The sequence below is a fragment of the Streptomyces sp. NPDC059957 genome (assembly GCF_042730015.1).
Lineage (GTDB): Bacteria > Actinomycetota > Actinomycetes > Streptomycetales > Streptomycetaceae > Streptomyces.
In genome coordinates, this window is the sequence record NZ_JBHWMB010000004.1 from 159,137 (window position 1) to 184,621 (window position 25,485).

Genomic DNA, 25,485 nt, shown 5'->3' on the forward strand with positions numbered 1-25,485 from the left:
GGGCCGCCCCCGGCACGGGCGATTCTCGACCGGTGACCTCCATGAGACCGCCCCAGCCTTCACCCAAGCCCCAGCCCCAGCCTTCGCCCAAGCAACAGCCCCAGCATTCGCCCCCTGTCCCGACGCCCACGCCCACGCCCACCCCCACGCCGGCCTCGGCGCCCGGCCCGACCCGGCTCCGTACCGCCGCCTTCGCCGCGGGCCACTCCTGTGTGGACGTCTACCAGGGCGCCGTCGCCGCGCTCGTGCCGTTCCTCGTCTCCGAGCGCTCGTACGGGTACGCCGCCGCGTCCGGCATCGTGCTGGCCGCCTCGCTGCTGTCCTCCGTGGTCCAGCCGCTGTTCGGAGCGCTGGCGGACCGGTGGCCGATGCCCTGGCTCATCCCGCTGGCCACCGCCGCCGCGGGGCTGGGCGTGGCGCTGGTCGGCCTCGACGCCGGGTACGCCGCCACGCTCGCCGCCGTCGCCCTGTCCGGTCTGGGCGTCGCCGCCTACCACCCGGCGGCCGCCCGGCTGGTCCGTACGGTGGGCGGCCCCGGGCACGGCGCGATGAGCTGGTTCGCGCTCGGCGGCAACGTCGGCTTCGCGTGCGCCCCGCTGCTGGTCGTCGGCGCTCTGGCGCTGCCGGGCCCGGCGGGGTGGTGGCTGCTGGCCGCCCCGGCGGCGCTGGGCGTGTTCCTCAACCGGCCGCCGTCCGCGCGGCGTTCGACCACCGACCGGGCGGCCGCGACCCCGCCCCCGGCGCCGGCCCGGCGCCCCCGCGACGACTGGCGGGCCTTCCTGCGGCTCTCCCTGGTGGTCGTCGTGCGCTCGGTGGTCTTCACCGGCCTGAGCACCTTCATCGCGCTGTACGTCCGTGAGCGCGGCGGCGGCGAGACCGCCGGCGCCGCGGCCCTGTTCGCCCTCTTCGCCGGGAGCGCCGGCGGCACCCTCCTGGGGGGTCGGCTGGCCGCCCGCTGGGGGCGGGTCACCACCGTCCACCGCGCCTACGCGGCGGTGGCGCCGGCCGTCGCCGGCATCCTCTTCCTGCCGCTGCCGCTGGTGTACGTCTGCGCGGCGCTGGCAGCCGCCGCCCTGTACGTGCCCTTCTCGCTCCAGGTCACCCTGGGCCAGGACTACCTGCCGAACCGCATGGGCACCGCGAGCGGGGTCACCCTGGGCCTGACCGTCAGCGTGGGCGGCCTCGCGAGCCCCCTGGTCGGCACGGCGGCCGACGCCGCCTCGCTGCACACGGCCCTGCTCCCGCTGGCCGCGCTCCCCCTGCTGGCCTGGGTCCTGGCCCGGCGCCTGCCGGAGCCCGCAGGGCCGGATGCCACGGGCCCGGATCCCGCAAAGCCGGAGCTCACCGCCCCCCGAGGGTGACGCCGCCCTCCCGGGGGCTGGAGCGGTGGGCCCGCCAGGCGGCCAGGGCCTGCGGGCGGGTGCCCTCGGGGTGGCCGGCGTGCCAGTCCCTGAGGAACCGGTTCAGCTCGAACTGGGCCCCGATCTGCCGGGGTTGCGCCGCCTCGCCCCGGGTGGCGTGCCAGTGGGCGACCGCCTCGGCGAGGGTGCGTCCCGCGCCCCGGGCGACGTAGTCCCGCATGAAGGCGTCGAAGTGGAAGCCGGGCCCGATCTCCCGGACGAAGTACTCCCGCAACACCTGGCTGCACCGCTGCCCCGGCGGGATCACGCTGGCACCGTCCACGGGCGCGGCGAGCTGCCGGCCCCCACCGCGGGCGGGCCGGCGGGGGGCCGGATCCGGGGCCGGGAGCCCCTCCAGCGCGGCGGCGATCCGCGCCGTGACCGCAGCCTTCCCTCCGCCGGTGGGGAGGCCCATCCGGCGCGCCAGCGCGGTGAGTTCGGCCAGCGTCCAGTACCAGCGAGCCAGCTCCGCCCCGCTCAGCTCCGGGCTCGGGTCGGGCCGCACTTCACCTTCGTTCGCACTCATGTTCCCATCCTAAACTGCTCACCTCCCACCCCGGAGCTGCGGCGTTCGCGCCCCCGCAGGACGTCCGGGGCGAAGCGGGGCCATCCCGCAGCTCCTAGGACCGCGAGCGCCGGCTCGCCCTCGCCGCGGAGTCCTGACCGGGTGCCGCGCCCTCGCCGTACGACGGCACCCGCCCCTCCCCCGGTCAGCGCAGGTCGGCCCGCGACGTGGTGGTGTCGTCGATGAAGCCGCCCGACTGGTGCTGCCACAGCTTCGCGTAGGCGCCGTCCACGGCGAGCAGTTGGTGGTGCGTGCCCTGTTCGACGATCTGTCCGTGGTCGAGGACGACGAGCTGGTCCATGGTGGCGACCGTGCTCAGCCGGTGCGCGACCACCAGCGCCGTCCGTCCGTCCATCAGCCGCCACAGCGCGTCCTGGACCAGGATCTCGCTCTCGGAGTCCAGTGCGCTGGTCGCCTCGTCGAGGAGCAGGATCGGCGCGTCGCGCAGGATGGCCCGGGCGAGGGCGACCCGCTGGCGCTGCCCGCCGGACAGCTTCACCCCGCGCTCGCCCACCATGGTGTCGAAACCGTCCGCCAGCCCGTCGGCGAACTCCGTGACGTGCGCGGCCTCGGCCGCGCGGCGGATCTCCGCGTCGGTGGCGTCCGGGCGGGCGAAGGCGATGTTGTCGCGCAGTGTGCGGTGGAACATCGCCGGGTCCTGGGGGACGTAGGCGATCAGGCTGCGCAGATCGGCCTGGCGCAGTCGGCTGATGTCCTGCCCGCCGATCAGGATCCGGCCGCCGTCGATGTCCGTCATCCGCAGCAGCAGCCGGGTGAGCGTGGTCTTGCCCCCGCCGGACCGGCCGACGAGACCGAGCTTCGAGCCGCCGGGCACGGCCAGGTCCAGGCCGTCGAAGAGCGGCTTCCCGCCCTCGTGGCCGAAGGTCACCCGCTCGAACCGCACATCGGCGGTCGGCGCGCGCCGCAGCGGCTCCGGCTCCACCGGGTCGAGCACGGTCGGCGGCGTCAGCAGCAGTTCGGTGAACTGCGCGGCCTCCGTCATCGAGCTCTCCATGCGGCGGTAGATCTGGTTGAACTCGAACATGATCCGCGTCGCGCTGGCGTAGTAGGTGAAGGCGACGATGACCGCCTCCACCCCGTGCGCTCCCCCGCCGAGCACGATGGCGAGGATCAGCCCCAGCACGTTGGTCGCCACGGACAGCGGCGCGACCAGCGTGTCGATGCGCAGGTTGCCGTAGTCCCACGAGCGCAGGGTGAGCTTCCTCGACTCCGCGACCCGGCTGCGGTGTTCGGCGGCCTCGCGCGGTTCGGCGGCGAACGCCCGGACGGTGTCCATGTTCATCAGGCTGTCCGCCACGTGCCCCGACACCCGGGCGATCGCCTCCTCCCGCCGGGCGACGAGCACCTGGCGGCGGCGGATCAGGGGCGCCACGCCCAGTCCCGTGATGGTGATCATCGTCAGGAGCCCGACGACGAGCAGCGGGTCGTACTGCCACAGCACCACCGAGGCGAACAGCAGGGGCACGAAGCTGCCCATGACCGAGAACGTCAGCGTGTCGACGAACTCCTCGAAGCGGGAGGCGAAGCTCAGGACCCGCTTCGTCAGCGATCCGGCGAAGTTGTCGTGGAAGAACGCCGCGTCCTTGGCGAACAGTTCATCCATACCGGTGACGTAGAGCTGCTCGATCCCGCGGGCGTCGAGGCGGTTGAGGCAGTGCAGTCCGAGGCGCCAGAACGCCTCCGAGAGCAGCAGGACGCCGGCGAAGCCGAGGACGTAGGGCATCGCCCAGCCGAGGGCGGCGCCGAGGCCCTCGGCGACCGGTTCGCCTCCCGCGATGCGGCCGACGAGCTTCGCGACGACCAGCGGCGCGATGTAGTGGATGCCGATGTTGCCCAGCGCCGGGAGCAGCATCGCGGGCGCGGTGAGCCATCGCTGGCGGACCAGTTCCCGCCCGTAGTGACGAAGTGCGAGGAGCACCGGACTCCTGCGCGGTGGACTCGTGTTCAGTGAACTTTCGTGCGATTCGGGCGATCCCATCCCAACCCTGCCTTCTCGGACTGTCCGGTCGGAAAGCGGAGTGTCCCGCACGGGCGCCCACGCGGTCCAAGGCTTTTCTCCCGATAGCCGAAAACCGGCCGACCTGGGCGACTCGGGCGCGAAAGCCGACCGCCGTTCGCCTGGTGTACGCGCCGGTGTCACGCCAGGCTCCCTTACCGGAACCCCGGACACGCTGTGCTGGGGTTGCTCAGCCACCCCTCAACCGCGGAGGTCGTTCCCGCCATGGCAGAACTCAATCGTCGGCGTTTCCTGCAGCTCGCGGGCGGTACCACGGCCCTGACGATGCTGGGCGAGAGCATCGCCCGCGCCGCCGCCATCCCCGCGCAGGGGACCACCGGCTCCATCGCGGACGTCGAGCACATCGTGGTGCTCATGCAGGAGAACCGTTCCTTCGACCACTACTTCGGCGCGCTGCGCGGGGTCCGGGGCTTCGGCGACCCGCGCCCGGTGACCTTGCCCAGCGGCAAGTCCGTCTGGCACCAGTCCGACGGCACGAAGGAGACCCTGCCCTTCCGGCCCCCGTCCGAGGACCTGGGCATGGAGTTCCTCCAGGGCCTGAACCACGACTGGGCGGGCGGCCAGAGCGCCTTCAACAAGGGCAAGTACGACAACTGGGTGCCCGCCAAGACCCCCACCACGATGGCGCACCTGACCCGCCAGGACATCCCCTTCCACTACGCCCTGGCGGACGCGTTCACCATCTGCGACGCCTACCACTGCTCGTTCATCGGCTCCACCGACCCCAACCGCTACTACCTCTGGTCGGGCCATACCGGCAACGACGGCCAGGGCGGCGGCCCGGTCCTCAACAACGCCGAGGCCGGCTACGGCTGGACCACCTACCCGGAGCGCCTGGAGGCGGCCGGGGTCTCCTGGAAGGTCTACCAGGACATCGGCGACGGCCTCGACGCCGCCGGATCCTGGGGCTGGATCAACGACGCCTACCGCGGCAACTACGGCGACAACTCGCTCCTCTACTTCAACAGTTACCGGGGCGCCCAGCCCGGAAGCGCCCTGTACGACAAGGCCCGCACCGGCACGAACGCCAAGGCCGGCGAAGGCTACTTCGACCAGCTGCGCGCGGACGTGGTGGGCGGCACCCTCCCGCAGATCTCCTGGATAGCGGCACCCGAAGCCTTCAGCGAGCACTCCAACTGGCCTTCCAACTACGGCGCCTGGTACATCTCGCAGGTCCTGGACGCGCTCACCGCCAATCCCGACGTGTGGGCCCGTACCGCGCTGTTCATCACCTACGACGAGAACGACGGCTTCTTCGACCACGTCGTCCCGCCGTACGCGCCCGCCAGTGCCGCGCAGGGCCTGTCGACCACGCCCACGGCCCTGGACGTGTTCCCCGGCAAGGCCGGGTACGTGGCCGGACCCTACGGGCTGGGCCCGCGCGTGCCGATGCTCGTGGTCTCCCCCTGGAGCACCGGCGGTTACGCCTGCTCCGAGACCTTCGACCACACCTCGGTCATCCGCTTCATGGAACAGCGCTTCGGCGTCCACGAGCCCAACATCTCACCCTGGCGCCGTGCCGTCTGCGGCGACCTCACCTCCGCCTTCGACTTCGCCCGCAAGGACACCGCCCCGGCCCCGCTGCCCGAGACCGACGGCTGGTTCCCGCCGGACCGCGAGCGCCACCCCGACTTCCGGGCCACCCCGCCGGCCCAGGGGGTCATGCCCCGCCAGGAGAAGGGGCTGCGCCCCACGCGTGCGCTGGGGTACGCCCCGTACGTGGACGGCGCCGCGCTCGTCGCGGACGGCAGGTTCCGGCTGACGTTCAGCGGCGGCCCGGCGCTGGGCGCGCAGTTCTACGTCACCTCCGGCAACCGCACCGACGCCCCCTGGACCTACACCACCGAGGCCGGCAAGTCGATCGCGGACACCTGGAACACCGCCTACTCGGCCGGGTCCACCGACCTGACCGTGCACGGGCCGAACGGCTTCCTGCGCGGCTTCCGCAACCCCGGCACCACCCCCGGCCCCGAGGTCACCGCCCGCCACGACGCCGCCACCGGGAACCTGGACCTCACGCTCACCAACGCGGGAGGCTCCACCGCCACGCTGACGGTCGCCAACGCCTACGGCGGCAGCCCGAAGCGCCTCACGGTCGCCAAGGGCGCCACCGTGAAGCACACCGTCTCCCTGAAGAACACCCGCCGCTGGTACGACGTGACGGTCACCGCGTCCGGCACCCCGGGCTTCCTGCGCCGCTTCGCCGGCAAGGTGGAGACCGGCGCGGCGGGCCTGTCCGACCCGGCGACCCTGACGGAGCAGTCCTCCTGACGCACCCTCCTCCACGGCACCGTGCCCTCGACCGCGGGTGTTGCCGGACGGATTACCCGTACGGCAACACCCGCCAGGTTGGCGCCCGCAAGGCGGGCGGGCTGATGAAATGCCCTCCACGGCAGTAGGGCTGCGGGTGGCGGGCTGCGGGCGGAGGAGGCACGTGTCGGAACAGGGCGGGCTGGAGGCGCGGCTGCGCTCCATGAAGGAGGCCCTGGAGCAGATCGGAACCTCCCCCGACGAACGGCAGACCTGCCGGGAGCTGGCCGGATTCCTGTTCCGCACGCTGTCCGACGCCGCGGCGGTGGACCTGATCCGCCAGGGCGCCCGTGCCGAACGCGTGGCGGTGGCCGGTGCGACGGCCCTCCTGGACGGGTCCGCCGTCGAAAGCGCGCCGCTGGTCCGGGCGCTGGACCGCGACCATCCCCTGGAGACGTGGACCGCGGGCGCCGGGGCCGCCCGCACGTACCTCGCCTCGGTACCGCTGACCGGCCGGGGCGAGCTGTACGGCAGGCTCATCACCGCCCGGACGCGCGGGGACTACGGGGACCACGAGCTGGCGACCCTGCACTTCGCGGCGCGCCTGGCCGCCCTCCACCTCGGTCACGCCCGGCGCCTCGCGGCGACCGAGAAGACCGCCCTCGATCTGCAACGCGCCCTGGTCGCCGAACCGGGCCGGCCCCACCCCAACCTGGAGATCGCCAGCCGCTACCTGCCCGTCGGGGCCCGCGCCCTGGTCGGCGGCGACTGGTTCGAGACGATCCGCCTGCACTTCGGCCGCACCCTCCTCGCCGTCGGCGACGTGATGGGGCACGGTCTGGAGGCCGCGGTCGACATGAACGCCTACCGGTCCGTGCTGCGCGAGGTCGCCTCCACCGATCTCGCCCCGCACCGGGTACTGCGCCAGTTGGACTCCCTGTCCGCGTCGGACGACACCCGCAGGCCCGCCACCTGCCTGCTCGTCCGCATCGACCCGGCCCGGGGCATGGCCCTCTACGCCAGCGCGGGGCACCTGCCGCCCGCCCTCTTCACCCGCGACGGCACCGGCGAACTCCTGGACGTACCGGTCGGCCCGCCCCTGGGCACCGGCGCCGGCGGCTACGAGGCCCTCGCCCGGCCGATCACCGCGGACCAGACCCTGCTGCTGTACACGGACGGCCTCGTGGAACGGCGCAGCGAGGACATCGACACCTCGCTGGCCAGGCTCGCCGCCCTCCGGCTGGGCTCCCGGACGAGCCTCTCGGAGGTGGTGGACGCGGTCTGCGCCGGGCTCGACGCCCAACACGCCGAGGACGACGTGGCCGTACTCGCCGCACGCCTGCGCCACCGGCCGTCCCACCCCGCCGAAGGCGCGGACCGGACCGTCACCGCACCACACGGCAGCCGCCCTCGTCCGTAGCGGCCGACAACCCCAACACCCTTCTCGTCAACCGCGCTTCCCCGCCGGATCAGGCTTTCCGCGATGCGCCGACGAGTCGCGTGCAAGGATGTCGGCCGTGACCAGTTCGTCCTCCCCGCCTGTGCAAACGGGCACGCCTGACGACCACGGCCTGGGCCCCCGTACCGCTGCCGTACTCGTGTTCGGATCGTCGGCCGCGGTCCTGGTGGTGGAGATCGTCGCCCTGCGGCTGCTGGCTCCCTACCTCGGCCTCACCCTCGAGACCAGCACCATGGTGATCGGCATCGCCCTCACCGCGATCGCCGCCGGCTCCTGGCTGGGCGGGCGCCTCGCCGACCAGGTCAACGCACGCCGGCTCATCGGACCCTCGCTGGGGCTCTCCGGAGCGGTCGTCGCCCTCACCCCTGCCGTGCTCCGCACCACCGCGGAGTGGGCACCGGCGCTGCTCCTGCTGATCGCGGCGCTGACCATCCTGGTGCCGGGCGCGCTGCTGTCCGCGGTGACGCCCATCGTGACCAAGCTGCGCCTGACCAGCCTCGCCGAAACCGGCACGGTCGTCGGCCGGCTGTCCGGCGTCGGAACCGTCGGCGCCATCGTCGGCACGCTCCTCACCGGCTTCGTCCTCGTGTCGCGGCTTCCTGTCAGCGGCATCCTGATCGGCCTCGGCACCCTGCTGGTGGTCGGCTCGGCGCTGGTCGAGTGGCGAACGCGCGGGTGGAGCGGTACGCCCGCCCTGGCACTCGTGGTCGTCGCCGGCGGCCTCGCCACCACGGTCGCGCCCGGCGGCTGCGACACGGAGACCCGGTACCACTGCGCCCGGGTCGTCGCGGACCTCGACCGGGCCGGCGGCCGCACGCTCGTCCTGGACGGCGTACGGCACTCCTACGTCGACATCGACGACCCGACCACGCTCAAGTTCGAGTACGTGCGCGCCATCGCGTCGGTGGTCGATGCCGCCTTCCCCAAGAACACACCGTTGACCGCCCACCACCTGGGCGGCGGCGGACTCACCTATCCCCGCTACCTCGCGGCCACCCGACCGGGGACGCGCAGCGGTGTGTCCGAGATCGACAGCGGGGTCGTGCGCATCGACCGCGACCGACTGGGTCTGCGATCACAGGGCGGTACCGGCGGTATCGACGTACGCGTCGAGGACGGCAGGATCGGCCTGCGGCGACTGGCCGCCGGCAGTCGCGACCTCATCGTCGGCGACGCCTTCGGCGGCGTCAGCGTGCCGTGGCACCTCACCACGGTGGAAGCGATGACGGACGTACGGCGGGTGCTCGACGAAGACGGTCTGTACGTGGCCAACCTCATCGACCACGACGGTCTGGCCTTCGCCCGTGCCGAAGTGGCCACCCTCAGCAGGAGCTTCGAACACGTCGCCCTCGTCGGCAAGCCCACCGACATCGGCCTCGAACCGACGACCGGCCCCAGGGGCGGCAATCTGGTGGTGCTCGCCTCCAACCGACCGGTGGACGCCCCCGCGACCCAGGCGGCGCTCGACGCCCGGCAACCCGGCTGGAAGATCACCACCGGCGACGACCTGAGGTCGTGGATCGGCGATGCCCGGCCCCTCACGGACGACCACGCCCCCGTCGACCAGCTCCTCCAGCCCTACGGGTCCCGCAGCAGCCGGTGAGCCCAGAGGCCCGGAGCGACCCGCATCTGCGTGTCCCCCGCAACGCCCACCACGGCCCCGAACGCACGAAAGGCCGCCTTCCCATTTCTGAGAAGACGACCTCCGACCTGCATAAAGCAAAGTCGGGACGACAGGATTTGAACCTGCGACCCCTTGACCCCCAGTCAAGTGCGCTACCAAGCTGCGCCACGTCCCGATGTGCTTCTGATCTGGGGTTTCCCCCGTCTCGGCGGCACATGCAGAACATTACCCCACACCGAGGGGTGTCCATGCACCGGTTATCGGCGGGAAGGGGATGAAGCGAGGATGGAAGGGTGAACGCACGGGATCGGGACGATGAGGGGCGGGCGCGGAACGCGCGGCCCAGGGACGGGCTGGGGCGGCCCCTGCCCTACGGCGCCCAAGGGGTGGAGCGGCAGCCCGAGGGAGTGGTGCGGACGCCGGCCGAGACGGTGGCGCAGGCGCAGCTGCTGCTGGACGCCGGGATGCCCTTCCACGCGCACGAGGTCTTCGAGGACGCCTGGAAGTCCGGGCCCGATGCCGAGGCTCCGCTGTGGCGGGCGCTGGCCCAGCTTGCGGTCGGGCTGACGCACGCCGCGCGCGGGAACACGGTCGGCGGCGCCCGGCTGCTGCGCCGCGGAGCCTCTGCCCTGGCCGGGCTCGACGGAGCAGGAGGCGCCACCGTGCCCGCGTACGGGATGGACGCCCCCGGGCTGGTCCGGTGGGCCGGGGAGCTGGCGACCCGGGTGGAGGCCGGCGCGGTCGTCGACGCGGCGTCCGAGGCCCCGCACCTCACGGGCGGACCCCGGCCTGCCTGAGCGCGGGGCTACGCAGGCTGGAGGAGGTCCCAGCGGTTGCCGTAGAGGTCCTGGAAGACGGCGACCGAGCCGTACGTCTCGTGGCGCGGCTCCTCCAGGAAGCGGACGCCCTCGGCGGTCATCCGGGCGTGGTCGGCGGCGAAGTCGTCGGTGTAGAGGAAGAAGCCGACCCGGCCGCCCGTCTGGTCGCCGACGCGGGAGCGCTGGGCGTCGTCCTTGGCGCGGGCCAGCAGGAGGGCGGACTCCTTGGCGCCCGGCGGACGGACCACGACCCAGCGGGAACCGTCCGGGCGCGGGGTGTCCTCGGCGAGGTCGAAGCCGAGCGCGCGGGTGTAGAAGTCGATGGCCTCGTCGTAGTCGTGGACCACGAGGGCGGTGAGGGCGAGGTGGGAGGACATGCCCTCATTGTGCGCCGAGGAGGACCACCTCCAGGGTGCGGGGACCATGGACGCCCTCCACCCGGTCCAGCTCGATGTCGCTGGTGGCGGAGGGGCCCGAGATCCAGGTGAGGGGGCGGGTGGGGTCCAGCAGCGGCAGCGCGCGCGGGACGGAGTCCACCACCTGGTCGGGGACCCGGACCACGCAGATGTGGTGGTCCGGGATCAGCGTGATCCGGCGCCGCCCCTGCTCCGGACCGCCGTCGAGGACGATCGTGCCGGTCTCGGCGATGGCCAGGGCGCAGCCCGTCACCACGCTGTCCACCGCGTCGAGTTGGTACGGGGTGGAGGCCGCGCGGTCGTGGATCCGGGTCGGGTCGACGGCCGCCGTCCAGTACGGGGGCAGCCCGGGCGGTACCAGGACCGAGTCGGAGCCCCGCTCGGCGAGGAGCCGCATCAGCAGCACGGCGATGCCGTCCTCGTCGACCCGGTGGACCCTGGCGCGGTACTCCGTGAGGTTCGCGGCGAGCAGGTCCACGTTCTCGGCCGGGGTGCGGGCGCCGTGGACCTCGAGGTAGTCCCGGGGGATCCGGGTGTCCGGGCGCGGCTCGGGCAGGGCCCGGCGGATGCGGGCCAGGATGAGGTCCTTGGCGCTCACGGGCGTGCCTCCTTCTCGCGCGCCGCCCACCAGTCGCGGAACGAGCGCTCCGGGAGCTCCGGCAGCTCCCGGCTGTCGGTCCAGGCCCGGCCGGGCCCCGGCAGCCGGCGCGGTCGCAGCCGCCGGGCGCGGGCCAGCAGGCGCTCCCCCGCGCGCAGCGCGCCGGGATGGTCGAGGAGGAGCCGGGCGGCCCGCATCGCGGCGCGTTCGGCGGTGTGGCCGTCGGCGGGGCGGATGCGGACGCGAATGCCGTCGCGGGTCACCGGGCCGCCCTGGACCACGCGTTCCCTCAGCCGAAGCAGTACCTCGGGTATGTCGATGGCGACCGGGCAGACCTCGTAGCAGGCCCCGCACAGGGTGGAGGCGTAGGGCAGGGTGGCGTCGATCTCGCTCCCGGTGCCCCGGAGCTGGGGGCTGAGGATGGCGCCGATCGGGCCCGGGTAGACGGATCCGTAGGCGTGGCCGCCCGCGCGCTCGTACACGGGGCAGACGTTGAGGCAGGCGGAGCAGCGGATGCAGCGCAGGGCCTGGCGGCCCACCTCGTCGGCGAGGGTGTCGGTGCGGCCGTTGTCGAGGAGGACGAGGTGGAAGGCGGAGGGGCCGTCGCCGTCGGCCCCCTTCGAGGGCCCCAGCCCGGTCCACATGGTCGTGTACGGGTTCATCCGCTCGGCGGTCGAGGAGCGGGGCAGCGTCTGGAGGAAGATCTCCAGGTCGCGGAAGGTGGGGACCACCTTCTCGATGCCCACCACCGAGATCAGGGTCTCGGGCAGGGTCAGGCACATCCGGCCGTTGCCCTCGGACTCGAATACGACCAGGGTGCCGGTTTCGGCGACCATGAAGTTGGCGCCGGACACGGCGACTTTGGCCCGCAGGAACTTCTCGCGCAGGTGCAGCCGGGCCGCTTCGGCGAGTTCGCGCGGGTCGTCGCCCAGCCCCTCCGGGGCCGGACGGCCCCAGCCGCCCATCTCCGCGGCGAAGATGTCACGGATCTCGCCGCGGTTGCGGTGGATGGCCGGGACCAGGATGTGGGAGGGCCGGTCGTGGCCGAGCTGGACGATGAGCTCGGCGAGGTCGGTCTCGTACGCGGCGATCCCGGCCGCCTCCAGGGCCTCGTTGAGGCCGATCTCCTGGGTGGCCATGGACTTGACCTTGACGACTTCCTTCTCCCCGGTGGCCAGGACCAGGCCGGTCACGATGCGGTTGGCCTCGTCGGCGTCGGCCGCCCAGTGGACGGTGCCGCCCGCGGCGGTGACGGCGGCCTCCAGCTGGAGCAGGTAGCGGTCGAGGTGCGCCAGCGTGTGGTCCTTGACCGCTTTGCCGGCCGCGCGCAGCCGGTCCCAGTCCTCCAGTTCGGCAACGGCCCGCGCCCGCTTGTCGCGGATGGTGTGCGTGGCGTGGCGGAGGTTGGCGCGCAGCACCTCGTCCCGTACGGCCTCGCGGGCCGCGTCGGGGAAGGCCGGCATGCCCAGGTACGTGCCCGTGCCCGTCATACGAGTGGCGCCTCTTCCGTCGCGGCCAGGATCTCGGCGAGGTGCAGGGCCCGCAGCGGGGCGCCCTGGCGGCGCAGGATGCCGTCCAGGTGGGCGAGGCAGGAGTTGTCGGCCCCGCAGAGCACCTCGGCGCCCGTGGACACCGCGTGGGCGGTCTTGTCGGTGCCCATCGCGGCCGATACGTCGGGGTTCTTGACGGCGAAGGTCCCGCCGAAGCCGCAGCACTCCTCGGCGCCGGGCAGTTCGCGCAGTTCCAGACCGCGTACGGCGGCCAGCAGCCGCCGGGGCCGGTCTCCGAGCCCGAGGCCGCGCAGGCCGTGGCAGGAGGGGTGGTAGGTGACGGTGTGCGGGAAGTACGCGCCGACGTCCGTCACCCCGAGCACGTCGACCAGGAACTCGGTGAGCTCGTACACGCGCGGTACGAGGCCTTCGGCGAGAGCGGCCAGCTCCGGGCCCCGCCCCTCCGCCTCGGCCGCGCGCCCGATCCGGGGGTAGTGGGAGCGGACCATGGCCGCGCAGGAACCGGACGGGGTGACCACGTACTCGTACCCGGCGAAGGCCCCGGCGGTACGCCGGACCAGTGGTTCGGCCTCGCGCCGGTAGCCGGTGTTGTACTGCGGCTGGCCGCAGCAGCTCTGCGCGGCGGGGAAGTCCACGGTGACCCCGAGCCGCTCCAGGAGGCGGACGACGGCGATGCCCGTGCGCGGGTAGAGCGCGTCGTTGACGCAGGTGACGAACAGGGCGGCGCGCATGATGGGCACAATAGCCCGGTGAAGAAGTTCTCAGTGATCGGCATAGGCGCGGGCGACCCGGACCATCTGACCCTCCAGGCGGTCAGGGCGATCGGCGCGGCGGACGCATTCCTCATCCTGGAGAAGGGCGAGGAGAAGGCGGATCTGACCGGGCTGCGGCGCGCGATGCTCGACGCGCACGCCCGCCCCGGACACCGGCTGGTGGAGGGCCGCGATCCCGACCGCGACCGGACGCCCTCCGACTACACCCCCACGGTGGACGGCTGGCGCAGCGCGCGGGCCGAGCTCTTCGAGCGGTTCATCGCGGAGGACCTGGCGGAGGGGGAGACGGGCGCGTTCCTGGTGTGGGGCGACCCCTCGCTCTACGACTCCACGCTCGCGATCCTCGACGAGGTGCTGGAGAAGGGCCGGGTCGCCTTCGAACACGAGGTGGTGCCCGGCATCAGCAGCATCTCCTCGCTGCTGGCCCGCCACCGCACCAACCTCAACCGGGTGGGCCGGCCGGTCCAGATCACCACCGGGCGCCGGCTCGCGGAGGGCTGGCCGGACGGTGTGGACGACGTGGTGGTGATGCTGGACGCCCGGCACGCCTTCACGGCCCACCTCGACCAGGACCTGTACATCTACTGGGGTGCGTACGTCGGCACCCCCGACGAGATCCTGGTCTCGGGGAAGCTGGCGGAGGTCGCCGGCCGGATCGAGGAGCTGCGCACCGAGGCCCGTGCCCGCAAGGGCTGGATCATGGACACGTACCTGCTCCGGCGCGGCTGAATCCTTCCGCTTCCCTCGGCCTAGGGGAGGTAGGCGGGCAGCACCTCGGCGAGCCGTTCGTATTCCTCGGCCCGGTTGTAGATCTGCCCGCTCACCCGGATGCCGCCGCCGCCCGGCCAGGGCCAGATCAGCACCCGGATCCGCTGCTCGGCCGCGATCCGCTCGCGCAGGTCGCGGGAGGCGTCCGGGGTCTCGGCCACCCCGGGCGGCAGCCGCAGCGTGCGCAGGGCAAGGCCCTCGGTGTGCGGGAGCGGGACGATTCCGGGGATCTCGGCGAGCAGGGCCGCGCCGTAGGCGGCGAGGGCGCTGTTGTGGGCCCGTACCTTCGCGGCGTCGAGCTCCTCCAGCAGGTCGAGCCCGTCCGGGGCGGCGAGCCAGCCGGTGTAGTCGAAGGTGGCCCGGTTCTCCACGGAGCGCGGGAAGCCGTAGTGCGCCTCCCAGGAGGGAACGGGCGGCCGGATCCGGTCGCGGTGGTGCGGGGCGACGGACAGGATCGCGGTGCCGGACGGGGCGTAGGCCCATTTGTGGAGGTTGCCGAACCAGAAGTCCGCGCCCCCGCCCAGGGGGTCGGGGATCATGCCGGGCGCGTGGGCGCCGTCCACGATGGTGGTGATGCCCCGCTCGGCGAGTTCGGCGAGCAGCCGGGGCGAGGCGATGAGCCGGGCGGTGGGCGAGCTGATGTGGTCGAGTACGGCGACCCGGGTCCGCGGGGTGACCCCGGCCAGCACGGCTTCCCGTACGGCGTCCTCGTCGGGGAGGTCCGTGCCCAGGGCCACGGTGGTGAGCGGGGCGCGCCGGGCGGCGGCCGCGACGACCGTGCCGTAGCCGTGGTCGGTGACCAGGATCTCGTCGCCGGGGGCGAACTCCACGGCGTCGAGGGCGGTGTTGGCGGCCTCGGTGGCGTTGGTCACGAAGGCGAGCCCGTCCGGATCGGCGCCGAGCCGGGCGGCGATCCGGGTCCTGGCCTCAACGAGCCGGTCGGGGGCGCCGATGAAGAAGGCGTCGGGGTCGGCGTGCGCCTGCGCCCGGAGGGCGGCCTGTGTCTCCTGGACGGGGATCGGCACCGCTCCGAACGACCCGTGGTTCAGGTGGCCGACGTCCTCGGAGAGCCGGAACAGCTCCCGCCCGCCCGGGAATTCGGCGGGACGGCGGACGGACCCGCCGCGTGAGGCGGCCCCGGCCCGCCCGGCGGCGTCCGTGGGGTCGACGCGGTCGATGCGGTCGGTCGGCTCGGCGGGCTGGGTCACGTGGGACCTCCGTGGGTGCGGCGCGGCTGTCGGCCCGATCATGCCCCGCGGCCCACCGGAGCGACAGCCCCTTCCCCGGCCATCGCAGCCGGTGCCGCCGGTCTCAGGCCGCCGGCGGGCGCACGGTCTGGCGGTGTGTGGCCCCCGCGCCCAGTTCCGCGAGCCAGGCGTCGAGGTCGGCCATGGCGGGCGGGTCCAGGAGGGCCGGGTCCACCGTGGTGCGGAGCTGGTGGGGTACCCCCGAGTTGAGCAGGAGGCGCAGGCTGCGCTCGGCCGAGGCGGCGGCGTGGCCGATGCCGGTGACCCTCTCGTACCGGCCGGGCGGGGCCTTGACGTCGAAGCCGACCCAGTCCAGGAGGCCGGCGTCGAGCAGCCGGGCCAGGCGCCGCGGGAAGGCTCCTCCGGTGTGCAGGCCCACCTCCATGCCCAGCGCGCGGGCCTCCCGTACGGCCTGTGGCAGACCGCGCTGGAGCAGCGGTTCGCCGCCCGAGAAGACGATTCCGTCGAGCAGACCCGTCCGGCGGGCCAGGTGGCGGAGTACCTCGTCCCAGGAGACGGTGGCGGGGGCCCGGGCGGGCAGCAGGCCGGCGTTGTGGCAGTAGCCGCACCGCCAGGGGCAGCCCTGGCAGAAGACGGTGGTGACCAGCCGGCCGGGCCGGTCGCAGGTGGACAGCCGGGACCAGCCGCCGATGCGGATGACCTCGTCCGGCTGCGCGGCGGGGCTCACACGGCCGCCTTGAAGTGGACGCGTTCGGCGTGTTCGCCCTTCTTGCCGATGTTGAAGGAGGACACCGGGCGGTGGTAGCCCATGACGCGGGTCCACACCTCGCACTCCGCCCCGCAGGTGGGGCAGTGGGGCTGCTCCCCCGCCAGGTAGCCGTGGTCCGCGCAGATGGAGAAGGTGGGGGTCACCGTCAGGTACGGGAGCCGGAAGGTCTCCAGCGAGCGCCGGACCAGCTTGCGGCAGGCCTCCGCCGTCGGGATCCGCTCGGGGGTGTACAGGTGCAGGACGGTGCCGCCCGTGTACTCGCCCTGCAGCTCGTCCTGGCGCTCCAGCGCCTCGAAGGGGTCGTCGGTCCATCCGACGGGCAGCTGGGAGGAGTTGGTGTAGATATGGGGTGACGAAGGTCCCGAACCAAGGGACTTCGGCCCCTGCGGAGAGCAGCCGCAGGGGCCCGGCGGACTCAGCTCCGGCCGCTGCTGGCGGCGTAGTACTGGAGGTCCTGCACCTCCACCGTGCGGTCCACCCGGTACCCCAGTTCCACCCGGGCCCCGGTCCTGCCGTCGCGCACCACGGCCGCCGAGCCGGCGCCCGGACTCAGAGGCAGCAGCTCGGAGTGGACCCCGGCCGGGGCCGCGTGCGCGTCCCCGGCCGCCCCCACGGCCGTACGGATGCTCGCGGGCGCGGTCAGGAAGCTCAGCACCTCCACCGTGTCCCGGGCCGCGGCGCTGCCGCCGCGAAGCGACATCACGAGGGACTGGCCGCCGCTCGGGTCGGCGGCGGCGAACTGGGTGCGCGAGCTCAGGTACAGCGTGTCCCGGACGATCTTCGGCCAGCCGCCCGTCTTGAACCGGGTGAGGTAGTACGAGGAAAGGTCCAGGTAGGCATGGCCGTTGTGCAGGGAGGGCGCGAACTGACTGCCCTCGCTGTAGTCGTTCCAGGTGGTGAGCTGGACCCAGTCGGCCCCGTCCTCGATGGCGCGGTTCCATGTGGCGCGCAGGGTCGCGGTGTTGCCGGCCTCGTCGTAGATGCCCTGGTTGGGGCGGGCGTCCTGGACGGAGACGGGCTGCATCCAGATCTTGCCCGCGGCGTGGGCGCGCCGTACGTCGCGCGTGGAGCTCTCCTGGCCGACGTAGCTGCGGCTGCCCCACTCGGAGAATCCGTAGCTGATGGACTCGAACGCACCGTTGTGCGCGCCGAAGTCGAGGAAGAGCGGGACGAAGGCGGTACGGATGCCGTGCCGGGACTTCAGGACGTCCATGACCCGGGTCCACCAGGCGGCGCTCTTCTCCTCCGCCTTGAACGGTGAGACGACCAGCCGTCCGTCGGGGAGCCGGTGGGCGGCGGGGGTCTTGCCGAGGTCCGCGAGGAGGTCGGCGAGTACGGCCGGGTCGTCGGTGCCCAGGGAGGTCATGTCGGGCATCAGCATGACCTTGAAGGCCGGGTCCACCGAACGGGCCGCCTCCATCAGGAGTTTGCAGCGTTCGAGGTTCTTCCCGGAGAGGGAGAGCAGGTCGAGGGTGAATCCGTCGATGCCGGCGGCGCGGGCCGTGCGGACCTCCTGCTGGAGGTTGGCGAGCTCCCAGTCCCCGCCCTTGGGCGGGACGGGGAGCGGCCGGTCGCGCAACAGGCCGCCGTAGCGCTCGTGCTTGCCGTTCTCGCCGTCCGGCTTCAGGTAGTTGCGGGTGTAGTAGTCGACGTCGGAGGGCGCGTTGTCCAGGGAGAGCGGGTACGGGGTGAAGTAGTGGGCGAAGACGAGCTTCTTGCCGGCGGCGCCCGAGCGCAGGGCGGCCGGCTGCGGCAGGTCGAAGGGCAGGGCTCCGGTGGGGCGCGCTCCGCCGTCCGAGCCGGACCCCTGGGGCTTCGGGTCCGGGGCCGGTCCGCTCGGGCTCTGCGGGGCGGTGGTGCCCGGGCCGGTGGCTGCGGGGCCGGATGTGGTGGGCGCGGGGCCGCCGCCCGGGATCCCGGGCAGGGTGGCGGCCGGGCCGGGTCCCGAGCGGGCCCGTGCGTCCGCGACGGTACGGGGCTCCCAGGCGAGGCCCGTCGCGGCGCAGACTCCCGCCAGGAGGAAGGCGGACACGAGGAGGCTCAGCAGGGGTCTTCGGCGCCGGAAGCCCGCACGGCGCCGGTGCGATGCGGGTCTCGTGCCCCGCCCTGACCGACGCCGGTCCGCACTCATCCTGGCCCTCCCCCGAATATGCCCGCGCCATGCCCGTACATCGGGCGGCACAGCAGCAGTACAGCGGATTCCGGGCCCCCGGACAACTGTTCCCCGGGAGACGGGACATGAGAGGGGACGCGAGACGGGCTCGAGACGGGACGGGCAACGGGCGGGCAACGGGCCGGAAAGCAGGCCTGGACTGCGGGATTTCAGGGGCTCCGCCTGCGACGGGGGCCTCGGTTGGACAAAGGCGTGTGACCTGTACAACTCCTGCGATCACCGGGCGGCACGGGCTTTTCACCGGAATAGGGAATTCCACTAGCCTTTGGCGAGAAATGGCGCATAATCGTCTTCATGCGGCTTGAAATAACCCTCTTGCCGCAGGTCACGCATGCAGGGGGGCATCGTGTCGATGAGGGATTCCAGAGGAGCCGGTACGTTTCCGGCGACCTCCGCGGAGCTGTCCCGTCTTTTCACCGCCGTACGGCGGGGCAAAGTACTGACCGTCACCGGACGGTTCCGCGAGCCCCGAAGCCTGCTGGTGCGGGAGATCGGGCAACGGCTCGCGTCCAATTTTTACGACGGCGTGGCCGTGGTGTCCATGGACCGGCGGTTCGGAGTCCGCGAGCTGACCGCCGCGCTGGGCTGCGTACCGGGCATGCCGTTCCTGCCGTGCGGGACGTCGAACGCGGCGTCGTGGCTCGCGGAACGCGACATGCTGCTCGTCCTCGACGGCTGCGAGCACCTCGCGTCCGAGGCCCTGGACTGGCTGCGCGAGCTGCTCTCCGTGGCTCCCGGGCTGCGCGTGCTGGCCGCCGGACGCGACCCGCTGGCCTTCGCACCGGAGCAGGTGCACCCACTGTGACCGGGTGCGCAAACGGGTCCGCCCCGGTCGGCGACTGCCGAACGGGGAGGACCCGGGGAAGTGGTGGACCTCAGCCCCACCCCAGCGGACGTCAGCCGAGGATCTCGAGTGCTTCGTTCAGCGTCGCGGACGGCCGCATGATCGCCGAGGCCTTGGCGGGGTCGGGCTGGTAGTAGCCGCCGATGTCGGCCGGGGAGCCCTGGACGGCGATGAGCTCGCCGACGATCTTCTCCTCGGACTCGGCCAGCGTCTTGGCCAGCGGGTCGAAGGCGGCGGCCAGCTTCGGGTCCTCGGTCTGGCGCGACAGCTCCTGCGCCCAGTACAGGGCCAGGTAGAAGTGGCTGCCGCGGTTGTCGATGCCGCCCAGCTTGCGGCTCGGCGACTTGTCCTCGTTCAGGAAGGTGCCCGTCGCCCGGTCCAGGGTGTCGGCCAGCACCTGGGCGCGGGCGTTGCCGGTGGTGGCGAGGTGCTCGAAGGAGACCGCCAGCGCGAGGAACTCACCGAGGGAGTCCCAGCGCAGGTAGTTCTCCTTGACGAGCTGCTGGACGTGCTTCGGGGCGGAGCCGCCGGCGCCGGTCTCGAAGAGGCCGCCGCCGTTCATCAGCGGGACGACCGACAGCATCTTGGCGCTGGTGCCCAGCTCCAGGATCGGGAACAGGTCGGTCAGGTAGTCGCGCAGCACGTTGCCGGTCACCGAGATGGTGTCCTCGCCGCGGCGGATGCGCTCCAGGGAGTACGCGGTGGCCTCGACCGGCGACAGGATCTTGATGGTCAGACCGTCGGTGTCGTGGTCGGCGAGGTACGTCTTGACCTTGGTGATCAGCTGCGCGTCGTGCGCGCGGCCCTCGTCGAGCCAGAAGACGGCCGGGACGCCGGTGGCGCGGGCGCGGGTGACGGCGAGCTTGACCCAGTCCTGGATCGGCGCGTCCTTGGTCTGGCAGGCGCGGAAGATGTCGCCGGCGGCGACCTCCTGCTCCAGGACCGTGGCGCCCGAGGCGTCGACGACGCGGACGGTGCCGGCGGCGGCCAGCTCGAAGGTCTTGTCGTGGCTGCCGTACTCCTCGGCCTTCTGGGCCATGAGGCCGACGTTCGGCACCGAGCCCATCGTGGACGGGTTGTACGCGCCGTGCGCGCGGCAGTCGTCGATGACGACCTGGTAGACACCGGCGTAGCTGCTGTCCGGGAGGACGGCGAGGGTGTCGGCCTCGGCACCGTCCGGGCCCCACATGTGGCCGGAGGTGCGGATCATGGCCGGCATCGAGGCGTCGACGATGACGTCGGACGGGACGTGCAGGTTGGTGATGCCCTTGTCGGAGTCCACCATCGCGAGGGCCGGGCCCTCCGCGATCTCGGCGTCGAAGGAGGCCTTGATCGCTTCGGCCTCGGGCAGCGAGCCCAGGCCGTTGAGGATGGTGCCGAGGCCGTCGTTCGGGGACAGGCCGGCGGCCGCCAGGGTCTCGCCGTAGCGGGCGAAGGTCTTCGGGAAGAAGGCGCGGACCACGTGGCCGAAGATGATCGGGTCGGAGACCTTCATCATCGTGGCCTTGAGGTGCACGGAGAACAGGACGTCCTCGGCCTTGGCGCGCTCGATCTGGTCGTTCAGGAAGGTGCGCAGCGCGTCGACGTGCAGGACGGACGCGTCCACGACCTCACCCGCGAGAACCGGTACGGAGTCGCGCAGCACCGTGACGGCGCCGTCGGCGTCGACGTGCTCGATGCGCAGCGTGCCGGCCTCGGCGATCACGGCGGACTTCTCGGTGGAGCGGAAGTCGTTCTCGCCCATGGTGGCGACGTTCGTCTTCGACTCGGTGGTCCAGGCGCCCATGCGGTGCGGGTGCGCCTTGGCGTAGTTCTTGACCGAGGCGGGGGCGCGGCGGTCGGAGTTGCCCTCGCGCAGGACCGGGTTGACGGCGCTGCCCTTGATCTTGTCGTAACGGGCGCGGTTCTCGCGCTCCTCGTCGCTCTTCGGGTCGTCCGGGTAGTCCGGAAGCGCGTAGCCCTGGCCCTGGAGCTCGGCGACCGCGGCCTTGAGCTGCGGGATCGACGCCGAGACGTTGGGCAGCTTGATGATGTTGGCGCCCGGGGTCTTCGCCAGTTCGCCGAGCTCGGCGAGGGCGTCCGCGATCCGCTGGCCCTCTTCCAGGTACTCGGGGAAGCTGGCGATGATCCGACCTGCCAGGGAGATGTCACGGGTCTCGACATTCACACCGGCCGTCGACGCGTACGCCTGGATCACAGGCAGGAAGGAATACGTCGCGAGGGCCGGGGCCTCGTCAGTGTGCGTGTAGATGATGGTCGAGTCAGTCACCGGATGCTCCGCTCCACAGTCTGCGTCTCTCGTCTGCAACATTGCTCGACATCAAGATATCTCGTGATCGGGCCGGTCTGGACAGCCCCCCGACGCAAGCCCCTACGAGACACACGTCACGCTCGGTGGCCGGGACCGCCGCGAGCCGCCGGGCCCGGCCGGAAAACGGCGAAAGCGCCGCCACCGGCTGTTTCCAGCCAGGGGCGGCGCTCGGCACTACCGGTCACGGACCTGCTCAGGCGTTGACGGCCTTCGGGCTCGGGCCGTACTGGTTCGGGTGCGGGTTGCCCTCGGTGGCCATCAGGACGATCGCCCAGATCCAGCCGACGAAGGGGATGATGCCGACCAGCACCCACCAGCCGGACTTGTCCTGGTCGTGGAGGCGGCGGACGCCCACCGCGAGCGAGGGGAGGAAGAGGCCGAGCGCGAGGAGCGAGTACAGCAGCGGGTAGGTGCCGAGCGTGAAGTCGACGATCATGACGACGATCAGCAGCGCCACGTAGATGAGCGTGTACATCCAGTATTCCTGGCGCCGGGCGCGGCCGCTGAAGTCGACGTACTTCTTGACCACATCGGTGAAGTAGTGCATGGGTCCCCCCAGAGAGCGACGTTCCGGCCCACCCGGACGGAGCGAGCCGGGGCAGAACTTATGCCCCGCTTACGTCGCGGTCAAGCCACTTGACAAGGCATCAAAAGGGTTACTTTTCGGCACTCCGCGGCCGAAACACACTGGTACCGGGCGCCACTTGGGACTCACTGCCCCCGGACGGTCGCGGACCGTGGCGAAATGAGATGACGGAAGTCTTACGTCAGGGCGTGGGAGGCCCCCGCCGCACCCGGAAGTCCGTAGCGTCCCGGCCCATGCGCGTACTCGTCACCGGCGGCTCCGGCTTCATCGGCTCCCACATCGTTACCACTCTGCGTCTCCACGGCCACGACCCCCTCGTCCTGGACCTCGTCCCCCCGGCAGACGGGGCCGAGTTCGTACGGGCCGACGTCCGCGACCCCGAAGCCGTACGCACCGCCCTGCGCGGGGTGGACTCCGTCTGCCACCAGGCCGCCATGGTCGGCCTCGGCAAGGACTTCGCGGACGCCCCGGCGTACGTCTCGCACAACGACCTCGGTACGGCGGTGCTGCTGGCCGCGATGGCGGAGGGAGGGGTCCGGGACCTGGTCCTCGCCGGCTCGATGGTGGTCTACGGGGAGGGCCGGTACGAGTGCCCGCGCCACGGGGTGGTCCGCCCGGGCCCGCGCCGCGCCGCCGACCTGGCCGCCGGCCGCTTCGAACCGCACTGCCCCGTCTGCGACGCGGAACTGGCGCCCGGGCTGGTCGCCGAGGACGCCCCGACGGATCCGCGCAACGTGTACGCGACGACGAAGCTGGCCCAGGAGCACCTGGCGGCCTCCTGGGCGCGGTGCGTGGACGGCCGGGCGGTGTCGCTGCGCTACCACAACGTGTACGGGCCGGGGATGCCGCGCGACACCCCGTACGCGGGCGTGGCCTCCTTCTTCCGCTCCTCGCTGGCGCGGGGCGAGGCCCCGCAGGTGTACGAGGACGGCGGCCAGCGGCGGGACTTCGTCCACGTGACGGACGTCGCGCAGGCCAACGCGCTGGCCCTGGAGGCCTCGACACCGACCGGCGCGTGCACCGCGTACAACACCGGCAGCGGAACCCCGCACACGGTCGGCGAGATGGCCACGGCCCTGGCCACGGCCCACGGCGGCCCCGCCCCCGTCATCACCGGCGAGTTCCGCCTCGGCGACGTCCGCCACATCACGGCCGACTCCCACCGCCTGCGCGCGGACCTGGGCTGGCGCCCCGAGGTCGACTTCACGAAGGGCATGACGGACTTCGCGCACGCCTGACCCCGGCCGAACCCAGCCCGCCCGGACCCCTTCAGGCCCACCGGTTCAGGCCCACGGGCCCGCGCATCCAGGCGAACGCCGGCCAAAATCCAGCCCCGCCGGCGTTTGAGGCGCGGGGTCGGGGGCGGCGCCCCCGGGGCCCTGGCCCGGCCCCGGCCGGCCCGGCCTCAGGCCGGCACCGGCAGGGTCACCTCGAAGCGGCACCCCCCGGGAACGTTCCGCACCGCGGCCCGCCCCGCATGCGCCTCCACGATGCCCCGCACGATCGCCAGCCCCAGCCCCGCCCCCGCCGGAGGCGCCGGTACCGAGGCCACCCCCGCCGGAGGCGTCCGCGCCGGGGTGCCCCGCCAGCCCGTGTCGAAGACCCGGGGCAGGTCCTCCGGAGGGATGCCGCCGCAGCCGTCCGTCACGGAGACGACCACCGCTCCCCCGTCCGCACGTACGGAGGCCGCGATCGCCACCGTGCCGTCCGCCGGGGTGTGCCGGATCGCGTTGATCAGCAGGTTGGCCAGGACCCGCGTCATCTCCTTGCCGTCCACCTCCACCGGCACCCGGTCCACCGCTCCGCCGTCGAGCCGCACCCCGCGCTCCCGCGCCAGCGGGTGCACCCCGGACAGCGCGTCGCCGACCAGGTCGTACACGGACATCCGGCTCGGGCTCAGCGCCAGCGCACCCGCGTGGATGCGGGACAGTTCGAAGAGGTCCCCGACCATGGAGTTCAGCCGGTCCACCTCGGTGCGGATCTGCCGGTGGTACCGCGCCGGATCCTCCGCCATGCCGTCCTCCAGCGCCTCGGACATCGCCCGCAGCCCCGCCAGCGGAGTCCGCAGATCGTGCGAGATCCAGGCCACCAGCTCCCGCCGCGAGGTCTCCAGCGCCCGCTCCCGCTCCCGGGACACCGCCAGTTTCTCGCTGGTCGCAGCCAACTCGCGGGACAGCGACGCCAGTTCCGCGGTCGCCGGCGCCGGCGGCGCCGCGAAACTGCCCCCGTCACCGAAGTCCCGTGCGGCCAGCGACAGTTCCCGGCTGCGGGCCACCACCCACCGCCCCAGCAGCAGCGCCACGGCCAGCGAGACCACCGCGGCCATCGCCACGACCAGGGTGACCACCCCGAGGTCGTGCCGGGAGAGGAACATCGCCTGCGCCACGGCGAGCGTCCCGGCCAGCATCGCGGTGACCGCCACGGCGGCGATCACCGTCAGGGACACCGCCACCGACCGGTGGCGCACCAGCCTCAGCACGAGCGCGCCGAGCGCCCCCGCGCACACGGCCCCGCCGAACGCGAACAGCGCGATGAGCAGTATGTCCTTCATGCCGCGGCCACCTCTCCCGGCTCGAAGCGGTAGCCGACACCCCACACCGTCTGGATCAGCTTCGGCCGCCCGGGGTCCTCCTCGACCTTGGCGCGCAGGCGGCGTACGTGCACGGTCACCGTCGACAGGTCCCCGAAGTCCCAGCCCCACACCTCGCGCATCAGCTCCTCCCGCCCGTGCGCCTGGCCCGGATGCCGCAGGAAGTGCGCGAGCAGGTCGAACTCGCGGACGGTCAGAGCCAGTTCGCGTCCGTCCTTCGCGGCCCGGTGGGTGGCCGGGTCGAGCGTGATCCCGGCGCCCGTGAGGCGGGCCTCCGCCGCGCCGGCCCCCGCGGCCCCGGCGGCCGCCGCGCGCCGCAGCACGGAGGTGACCCGCAGGACCAGCTCGCGCGGGCTGAAGGGTTTCGTGACGTAGTCGTCGGCGCCCAGCTCCAGTCCCGCGATCCGGTCGTCCTCGTCGCCCCGCGCGGTCAGCATGATCACGGGTACCGGGCCGGCCGCACGGAGCCTGCGGCACACCTCCAGCCCGTCCAGGCCCGGCAGCATGAGGTCCAGTACGACCAGGTCCGGCCGGACGAGCCCGGCGTGGGCGAGCGCCGCCGGGCCGTCGGCGACGCTCTCCACGGTGTAGCCGGCGCGCCTCAGGTAGCCGGTGACGACCTCCGCCACCGTCGGGTCGTCGTCGACGACCAGGATCCGTGCGGGCGCCGACTCCGCACCGCCACCGCCACCGCCCCCGTTGCCACCACTGCCGCTGCTCACGCCGTCACCGCTCATACCGTCCAGCCTCCCACCCACGGGCTCCGGACCGGACCCCGGACCGC

The 25,485-nt window shown here is 72.9% G+C and carries 22 protein-coding genes and 1 tRNA gene; 8 read left to right on the forward strand and 15 right to left on the reverse strand.

Going from position 1 to position 25,485, the window contains the following annotated elements; all coding sequences use genetic code 11:
* The first annotated feature begins 32 nt into the window (after positions 1–32).
* Complete coding sequence (locus ACFWBW_RS04625) at positions 33–1,361, forward strand: MFS transporter (protein ID WP_385368333.1); 1,329 nt, start codon at positions 33–35, stop codon at positions 1,359–1,361.
* Here the strand turns inward: ACFWBW_RS04625 and ACFWBW_RS04630 are convergent.
* Both ACFWBW_RS04630 and ACFWBW_RS04635 read right to left on the reverse strand, forming a co-directional pair.
* Positions 1,342–1,926, reverse strand: coding sequence for a DUF6434 domain-containing protein (locus ACFWBW_RS04630; protein WP_385368335.1), 585 nt, complete (start codon positions 1,924–1,926; stop codon positions 1,342–1,344). The genes ACFWBW_RS04625 and ACFWBW_RS04630 overlap by 20 nt on opposite strands.
* Positions 1,927–2,110: 184 nt before the next feature.
* Complete coding sequence (locus tag ACFWBW_RS04635; RefSeq protein WP_385368337.1) at positions 2,111–3,964, reverse strand: ABC transporter ATP-binding protein; 1,854 nt, start codon at positions 3,962–3,964, stop codon at positions 2,111–2,113.
* A gap of 243 nt (positions 3,965–4,207) precedes the next feature.
* On the opposite strand from ACFWBW_RS04635, the gene ACFWBW_RS04640 reads away from it, so the two are divergent.
* The 3 genes from ACFWBW_RS04640 (at position 4,208) to ACFWBW_RS04650 (ending at position 9,315) form a co-directional block, all read left to right on the forward strand.
* A complete protein-coding gene (locus tag ACFWBW_RS04640; protein WP_385368339.1) occupies positions 4,208–6,274 on the forward strand; it encodes a phosphocholine-specific phospholipase C in 2,067 nt (688 codons plus the stop codon).
* A 163-nt stretch (positions 6,275–6,437) separates the two neighbouring features.
* On the forward strand, positions 6,438–7,673 hold the full coding sequence (locus tag ACFWBW_RS04645) for a PP2C family protein-serine/threonine phosphatase (protein WP_385368341.1): 1,236 nt from the start codon (positions 6,438–6,440) through the stop codon (positions 7,671–7,673).
* A 97-nt stretch (positions 7,674–7,770) separates the two neighbouring features.
* Positions 7,771–9,315 (forward strand): fused MFS/spermidine synthase, encoded by a 1,545-nt coding sequence (locus tag ACFWBW_RS04650; protein WP_385368343.1) that lies wholly within the window; start codon positions 7,771–7,773, stop codon positions 9,313–9,315.
* A 122-nt stretch (positions 9,316–9,437) separates the two neighbouring features.
* Here ACFWBW_RS04650 and ACFWBW_RS04655 read toward each other — a convergent pair.
* Positions 9,438–9,511: transfer RNA gene (locus ACFWBW_RS04655), tRNA-Pro, on the reverse strand.
* Positions 9,512–9,629: 118 nt separating this feature from the next.
* On the opposite strand from ACFWBW_RS04655, the gene ACFWBW_RS04660 reads away from it, so the two are divergent.
* On the forward strand, positions 9,630–10,133 hold the full coding sequence (locus ACFWBW_RS04660) for a DUF309 domain-containing protein (RefSeq protein ID WP_385368345.1): 504 nt from the start codon (positions 9,630–9,632) through the stop codon (positions 10,131–10,133).
* A gap of 8 nt (positions 10,134–10,141) precedes the next feature.
* On the opposite strand, the gene ACFWBW_RS04665 is transcribed toward ACFWBW_RS04660, so the two are convergent.
* The 4 genes from ACFWBW_RS04665 to ACFWBW_RS04680 are packed head-to-tail and all read right to left on the reverse strand — an operon-like array spanning position 10,142 to position 13,410.
* A complete protein-coding gene (locus ACFWBW_RS04665) occupies positions 10,142–10,531 on the reverse strand; it encodes a VOC family protein (RefSeq protein WP_243340214.1) in 390 nt (129 codons plus the stop codon).
* Between the two features lie 4 nt (positions 10,532–10,535).
* The gene (locus ACFWBW_RS04670) at positions 10,536–11,168 is read right to left on the reverse strand and encodes a lactate utilization protein C (RefSeq protein WP_385368347.1); all 633 of its coding nucleotides are present in this window, start codon (positions 11,166–11,168) and stop codon (positions 10,536–10,538) included.
* A complete protein-coding gene (locus ACFWBW_RS04675) occupies positions 11,165–12,658 on the reverse strand; it encodes a lactate utilization protein B (RefSeq protein WP_385368349.1) in 1,494 nt (497 codons plus the stop codon). Before ACFWBW_RS04675 ends, ACFWBW_RS04670 begins: the two co-directional genes overlap by 4 nt.
* On the reverse strand, positions 12,655–13,410 hold the full coding sequence (locus tag ACFWBW_RS04680; RefSeq protein WP_385368351.1) for a (Fe-S)-binding protein: 756 nt from the start codon (positions 13,408–13,410) through the stop codon (positions 12,655–12,657). Before ACFWBW_RS04680 ends, ACFWBW_RS04675 begins: the two co-directional genes overlap by 4 nt.
* An 18-nt stretch (positions 13,411–13,428) precedes the next feature.
* Here ACFWBW_RS04680 and cobF point away from each other — a divergent pair, with 18 nt between their 5' ends.
* Positions 13,429–14,181: a precorrin-6A synthase (deacetylating) gene (gene cobF / locus ACFWBW_RS04685; RefSeq protein WP_385368353.1), complete on the forward strand. Its 753-nt coding sequence runs from the start codon at positions 13,429–13,431 to the stop codon at positions 14,179–14,181.
* Positions 14,182–14,201: 20 nt separating this feature from the next.
* Here the strand turns inward: cobF and ACFWBW_RS04690 are convergent, their stop codons facing one another.
* From ACFWBW_RS04690 to ACFWBW_RS04705, 4 genes are all read right to left on the reverse strand, one after another.
* The gene (locus ACFWBW_RS04690; protein ID WP_385368355.1) at positions 14,202–15,428 is read right to left on the reverse strand and encodes an aminotransferase class V-fold PLP-dependent enzyme; all 1,227 of its coding nucleotides are present in this window, start codon (positions 15,426–15,428) and stop codon (positions 14,202–14,204) included.
* A 103-nt stretch (positions 15,429–15,531) separates the two neighbouring features.
* Positions 15,532–16,155, reverse strand: coding sequence for an anaerobic ribonucleoside-triphosphate reductase activating protein (locus tag ACFWBW_RS04695; protein ID WP_385368357.1), 624 nt, complete (start codon positions 16,153–16,155; stop codon positions 15,532–15,534).
* Entirely contained in the window at positions 16,152–16,616 is a 465-nt protein-coding gene (gene nrdD / locus ACFWBW_RS04700) for an anaerobic ribonucleoside-triphosphate reductase (RefSeq protein WP_385368437.1), read from the reverse strand. The genes ACFWBW_RS04695 and nrdD overlap by 4 nt, the downstream gene beginning before the upstream one ends.
* A complete protein-coding gene (locus ACFWBW_RS04705; protein ID WP_385368359.1) occupies positions 16,613–18,229 on the reverse strand; it encodes a glycoside hydrolase family 71 protein in 1,617 nt (538 codons plus the stop codon). Before ACFWBW_RS04705 ends, nrdD begins: the two co-directional genes overlap by 4 nt.
* A gap of 493 nt (positions 18,230–18,722) precedes the next feature.
* Here ACFWBW_RS04705 and ACFWBW_RS04710 point away from each other — a divergent pair, with 493 nt between their 5' ends.
* Positions 18,723–19,175, forward strand: a complete 453-nt coding sequence (locus ACFWBW_RS04710) for a hypothetical protein (RefSeq protein WP_385368361.1) — start codon at positions 18,723–18,725, stop codon at positions 19,173–19,175.
* Positions 19,176–19,266: 91 nt separating this feature from the next.
* Here the strand turns inward: ACFWBW_RS04710 and ACFWBW_RS04715 are convergent, their stop codons facing one another.
* Entirely contained in the window at positions 19,267–21,483 is a 2,217-nt protein-coding gene (locus tag ACFWBW_RS04715; protein ID WP_385368363.1) for an NADP-dependent isocitrate dehydrogenase, read from the reverse strand.
* 235 nt (positions 21,484–21,718) lie between these two features.
* On the reverse strand, positions 21,719–22,072 hold the full coding sequence (locus ACFWBW_RS04720) for a DUF805 domain-containing protein (protein WP_385368365.1): 354 nt from the start codon (positions 22,070–22,072) through the stop codon (positions 21,719–21,721).
* Between the two features lie 272 nt (positions 22,073–22,344).
* Here ACFWBW_RS04720 and ACFWBW_RS04725 point away from each other — a divergent pair, with 272 nt between their 5' ends.
* On the forward strand, positions 22,345–23,349 hold the full coding sequence (locus ACFWBW_RS04725) for an NAD-dependent epimerase/dehydratase family protein (protein WP_385368367.1): 1,005 nt from the start codon (positions 22,345–22,347) through the stop codon (positions 23,347–23,349).
* A gap of 167 nt (positions 23,350–23,516) precedes the next feature.
* On the opposite strand, the gene ACFWBW_RS04730 is transcribed toward ACFWBW_RS04725, so the two are convergent.
* Both ACFWBW_RS04730 and ACFWBW_RS04735 read right to left on the reverse strand, forming a co-directional pair.
* Positions 23,517–24,662 (reverse strand): sensor histidine kinase, encoded by a 1,146-nt coding sequence (locus ACFWBW_RS04730; protein WP_385368369.1) that lies wholly within the window; start codon positions 24,660–24,662, stop codon positions 23,517–23,519.
* A complete protein-coding gene (locus tag ACFWBW_RS04735) occupies positions 24,659–25,357 on the reverse strand; it encodes a response regulator (protein WP_385368439.1) in 699 nt (232 codons plus the stop codon). Before ACFWBW_RS04735 ends, ACFWBW_RS04730 begins: the two co-directional genes overlap by 4 nt.
* Positions 25,358–25,485 lie beyond the last annotated feature (128 nt).

Excerpts from the sequence above, each read along its gene's own strand:
- ACFWBW_RS04675 (WP_385368349.1), bottom strand. The coding sequence starts at position 12,658 with ATGACGGGCACGGGCACGTACCTGGGCATGCCGGCCTTCCCCGACGCG.
- ACFWBW_RS04720 (WP_385368365.1), bottom strand. The coding sequence starts at position 22,072 with ATGCACTACTTCACCGATGTGGTCAAGAAGTACGTCGACTTCAGCGGC.
- ACFWBW_RS04630 (WP_385368335.1), bottom strand. The coding sequence starts at position 1,926 with ATGAGTGCGAACGAAGGTGAAGTGCGGCCCGACCCGAGCCCGGAGCTG.
- ACFWBW_RS04710 (WP_385368361.1), top strand. The coding sequence starts at position 18,723 with ATGAGGGATTCCAGAGGAGCCGGTACGTTTCCGGCGACCTCCGCGGAG.
- ACFWBW_RS04725 (WP_385368367.1), top strand. The coding sequence starts at position 22,345 with ATGCGCGTACTCGTCACCGGCGGCTCCGGCTTCATCGGCTCCCACATC.
- ACFWBW_RS04640 (WP_385368339.1), top strand. The coding sequence starts at position 4,208 with ATGGCAGAACTCAATCGTCGGCGTTTCCTGCAGCTCGCGGGCGGTACC.
- ACFWBW_RS04730 (WP_385368369.1), bottom strand. The coding sequence starts at position 24,662 with ATGAAGGACATACTGCTCATCGCGCTGTTCGCGTTCGGCGGGGCCGTG.
- ACFWBW_RS04680 (WP_385368351.1), bottom strand. The coding sequence starts at position 13,410 with ATGCGCGCCGCCCTGTTCGTCACCTGCGTCAACGACGCGCTCTACCCG.
- ACFWBW_RS04665 (WP_243340214.1), bottom strand. The coding sequence starts at position 10,531 with ATGTCCTCCCACCTCGCCCTCACCGCCCTCGTGGTCCACGACTACGAC.
- ACFWBW_RS04635 (WP_385368337.1), bottom strand. The coding sequence starts at position 3,964 with ATGGGATCGCCCGAATCGCACGAAAGTTCACTGAACACGAGTCCACCG.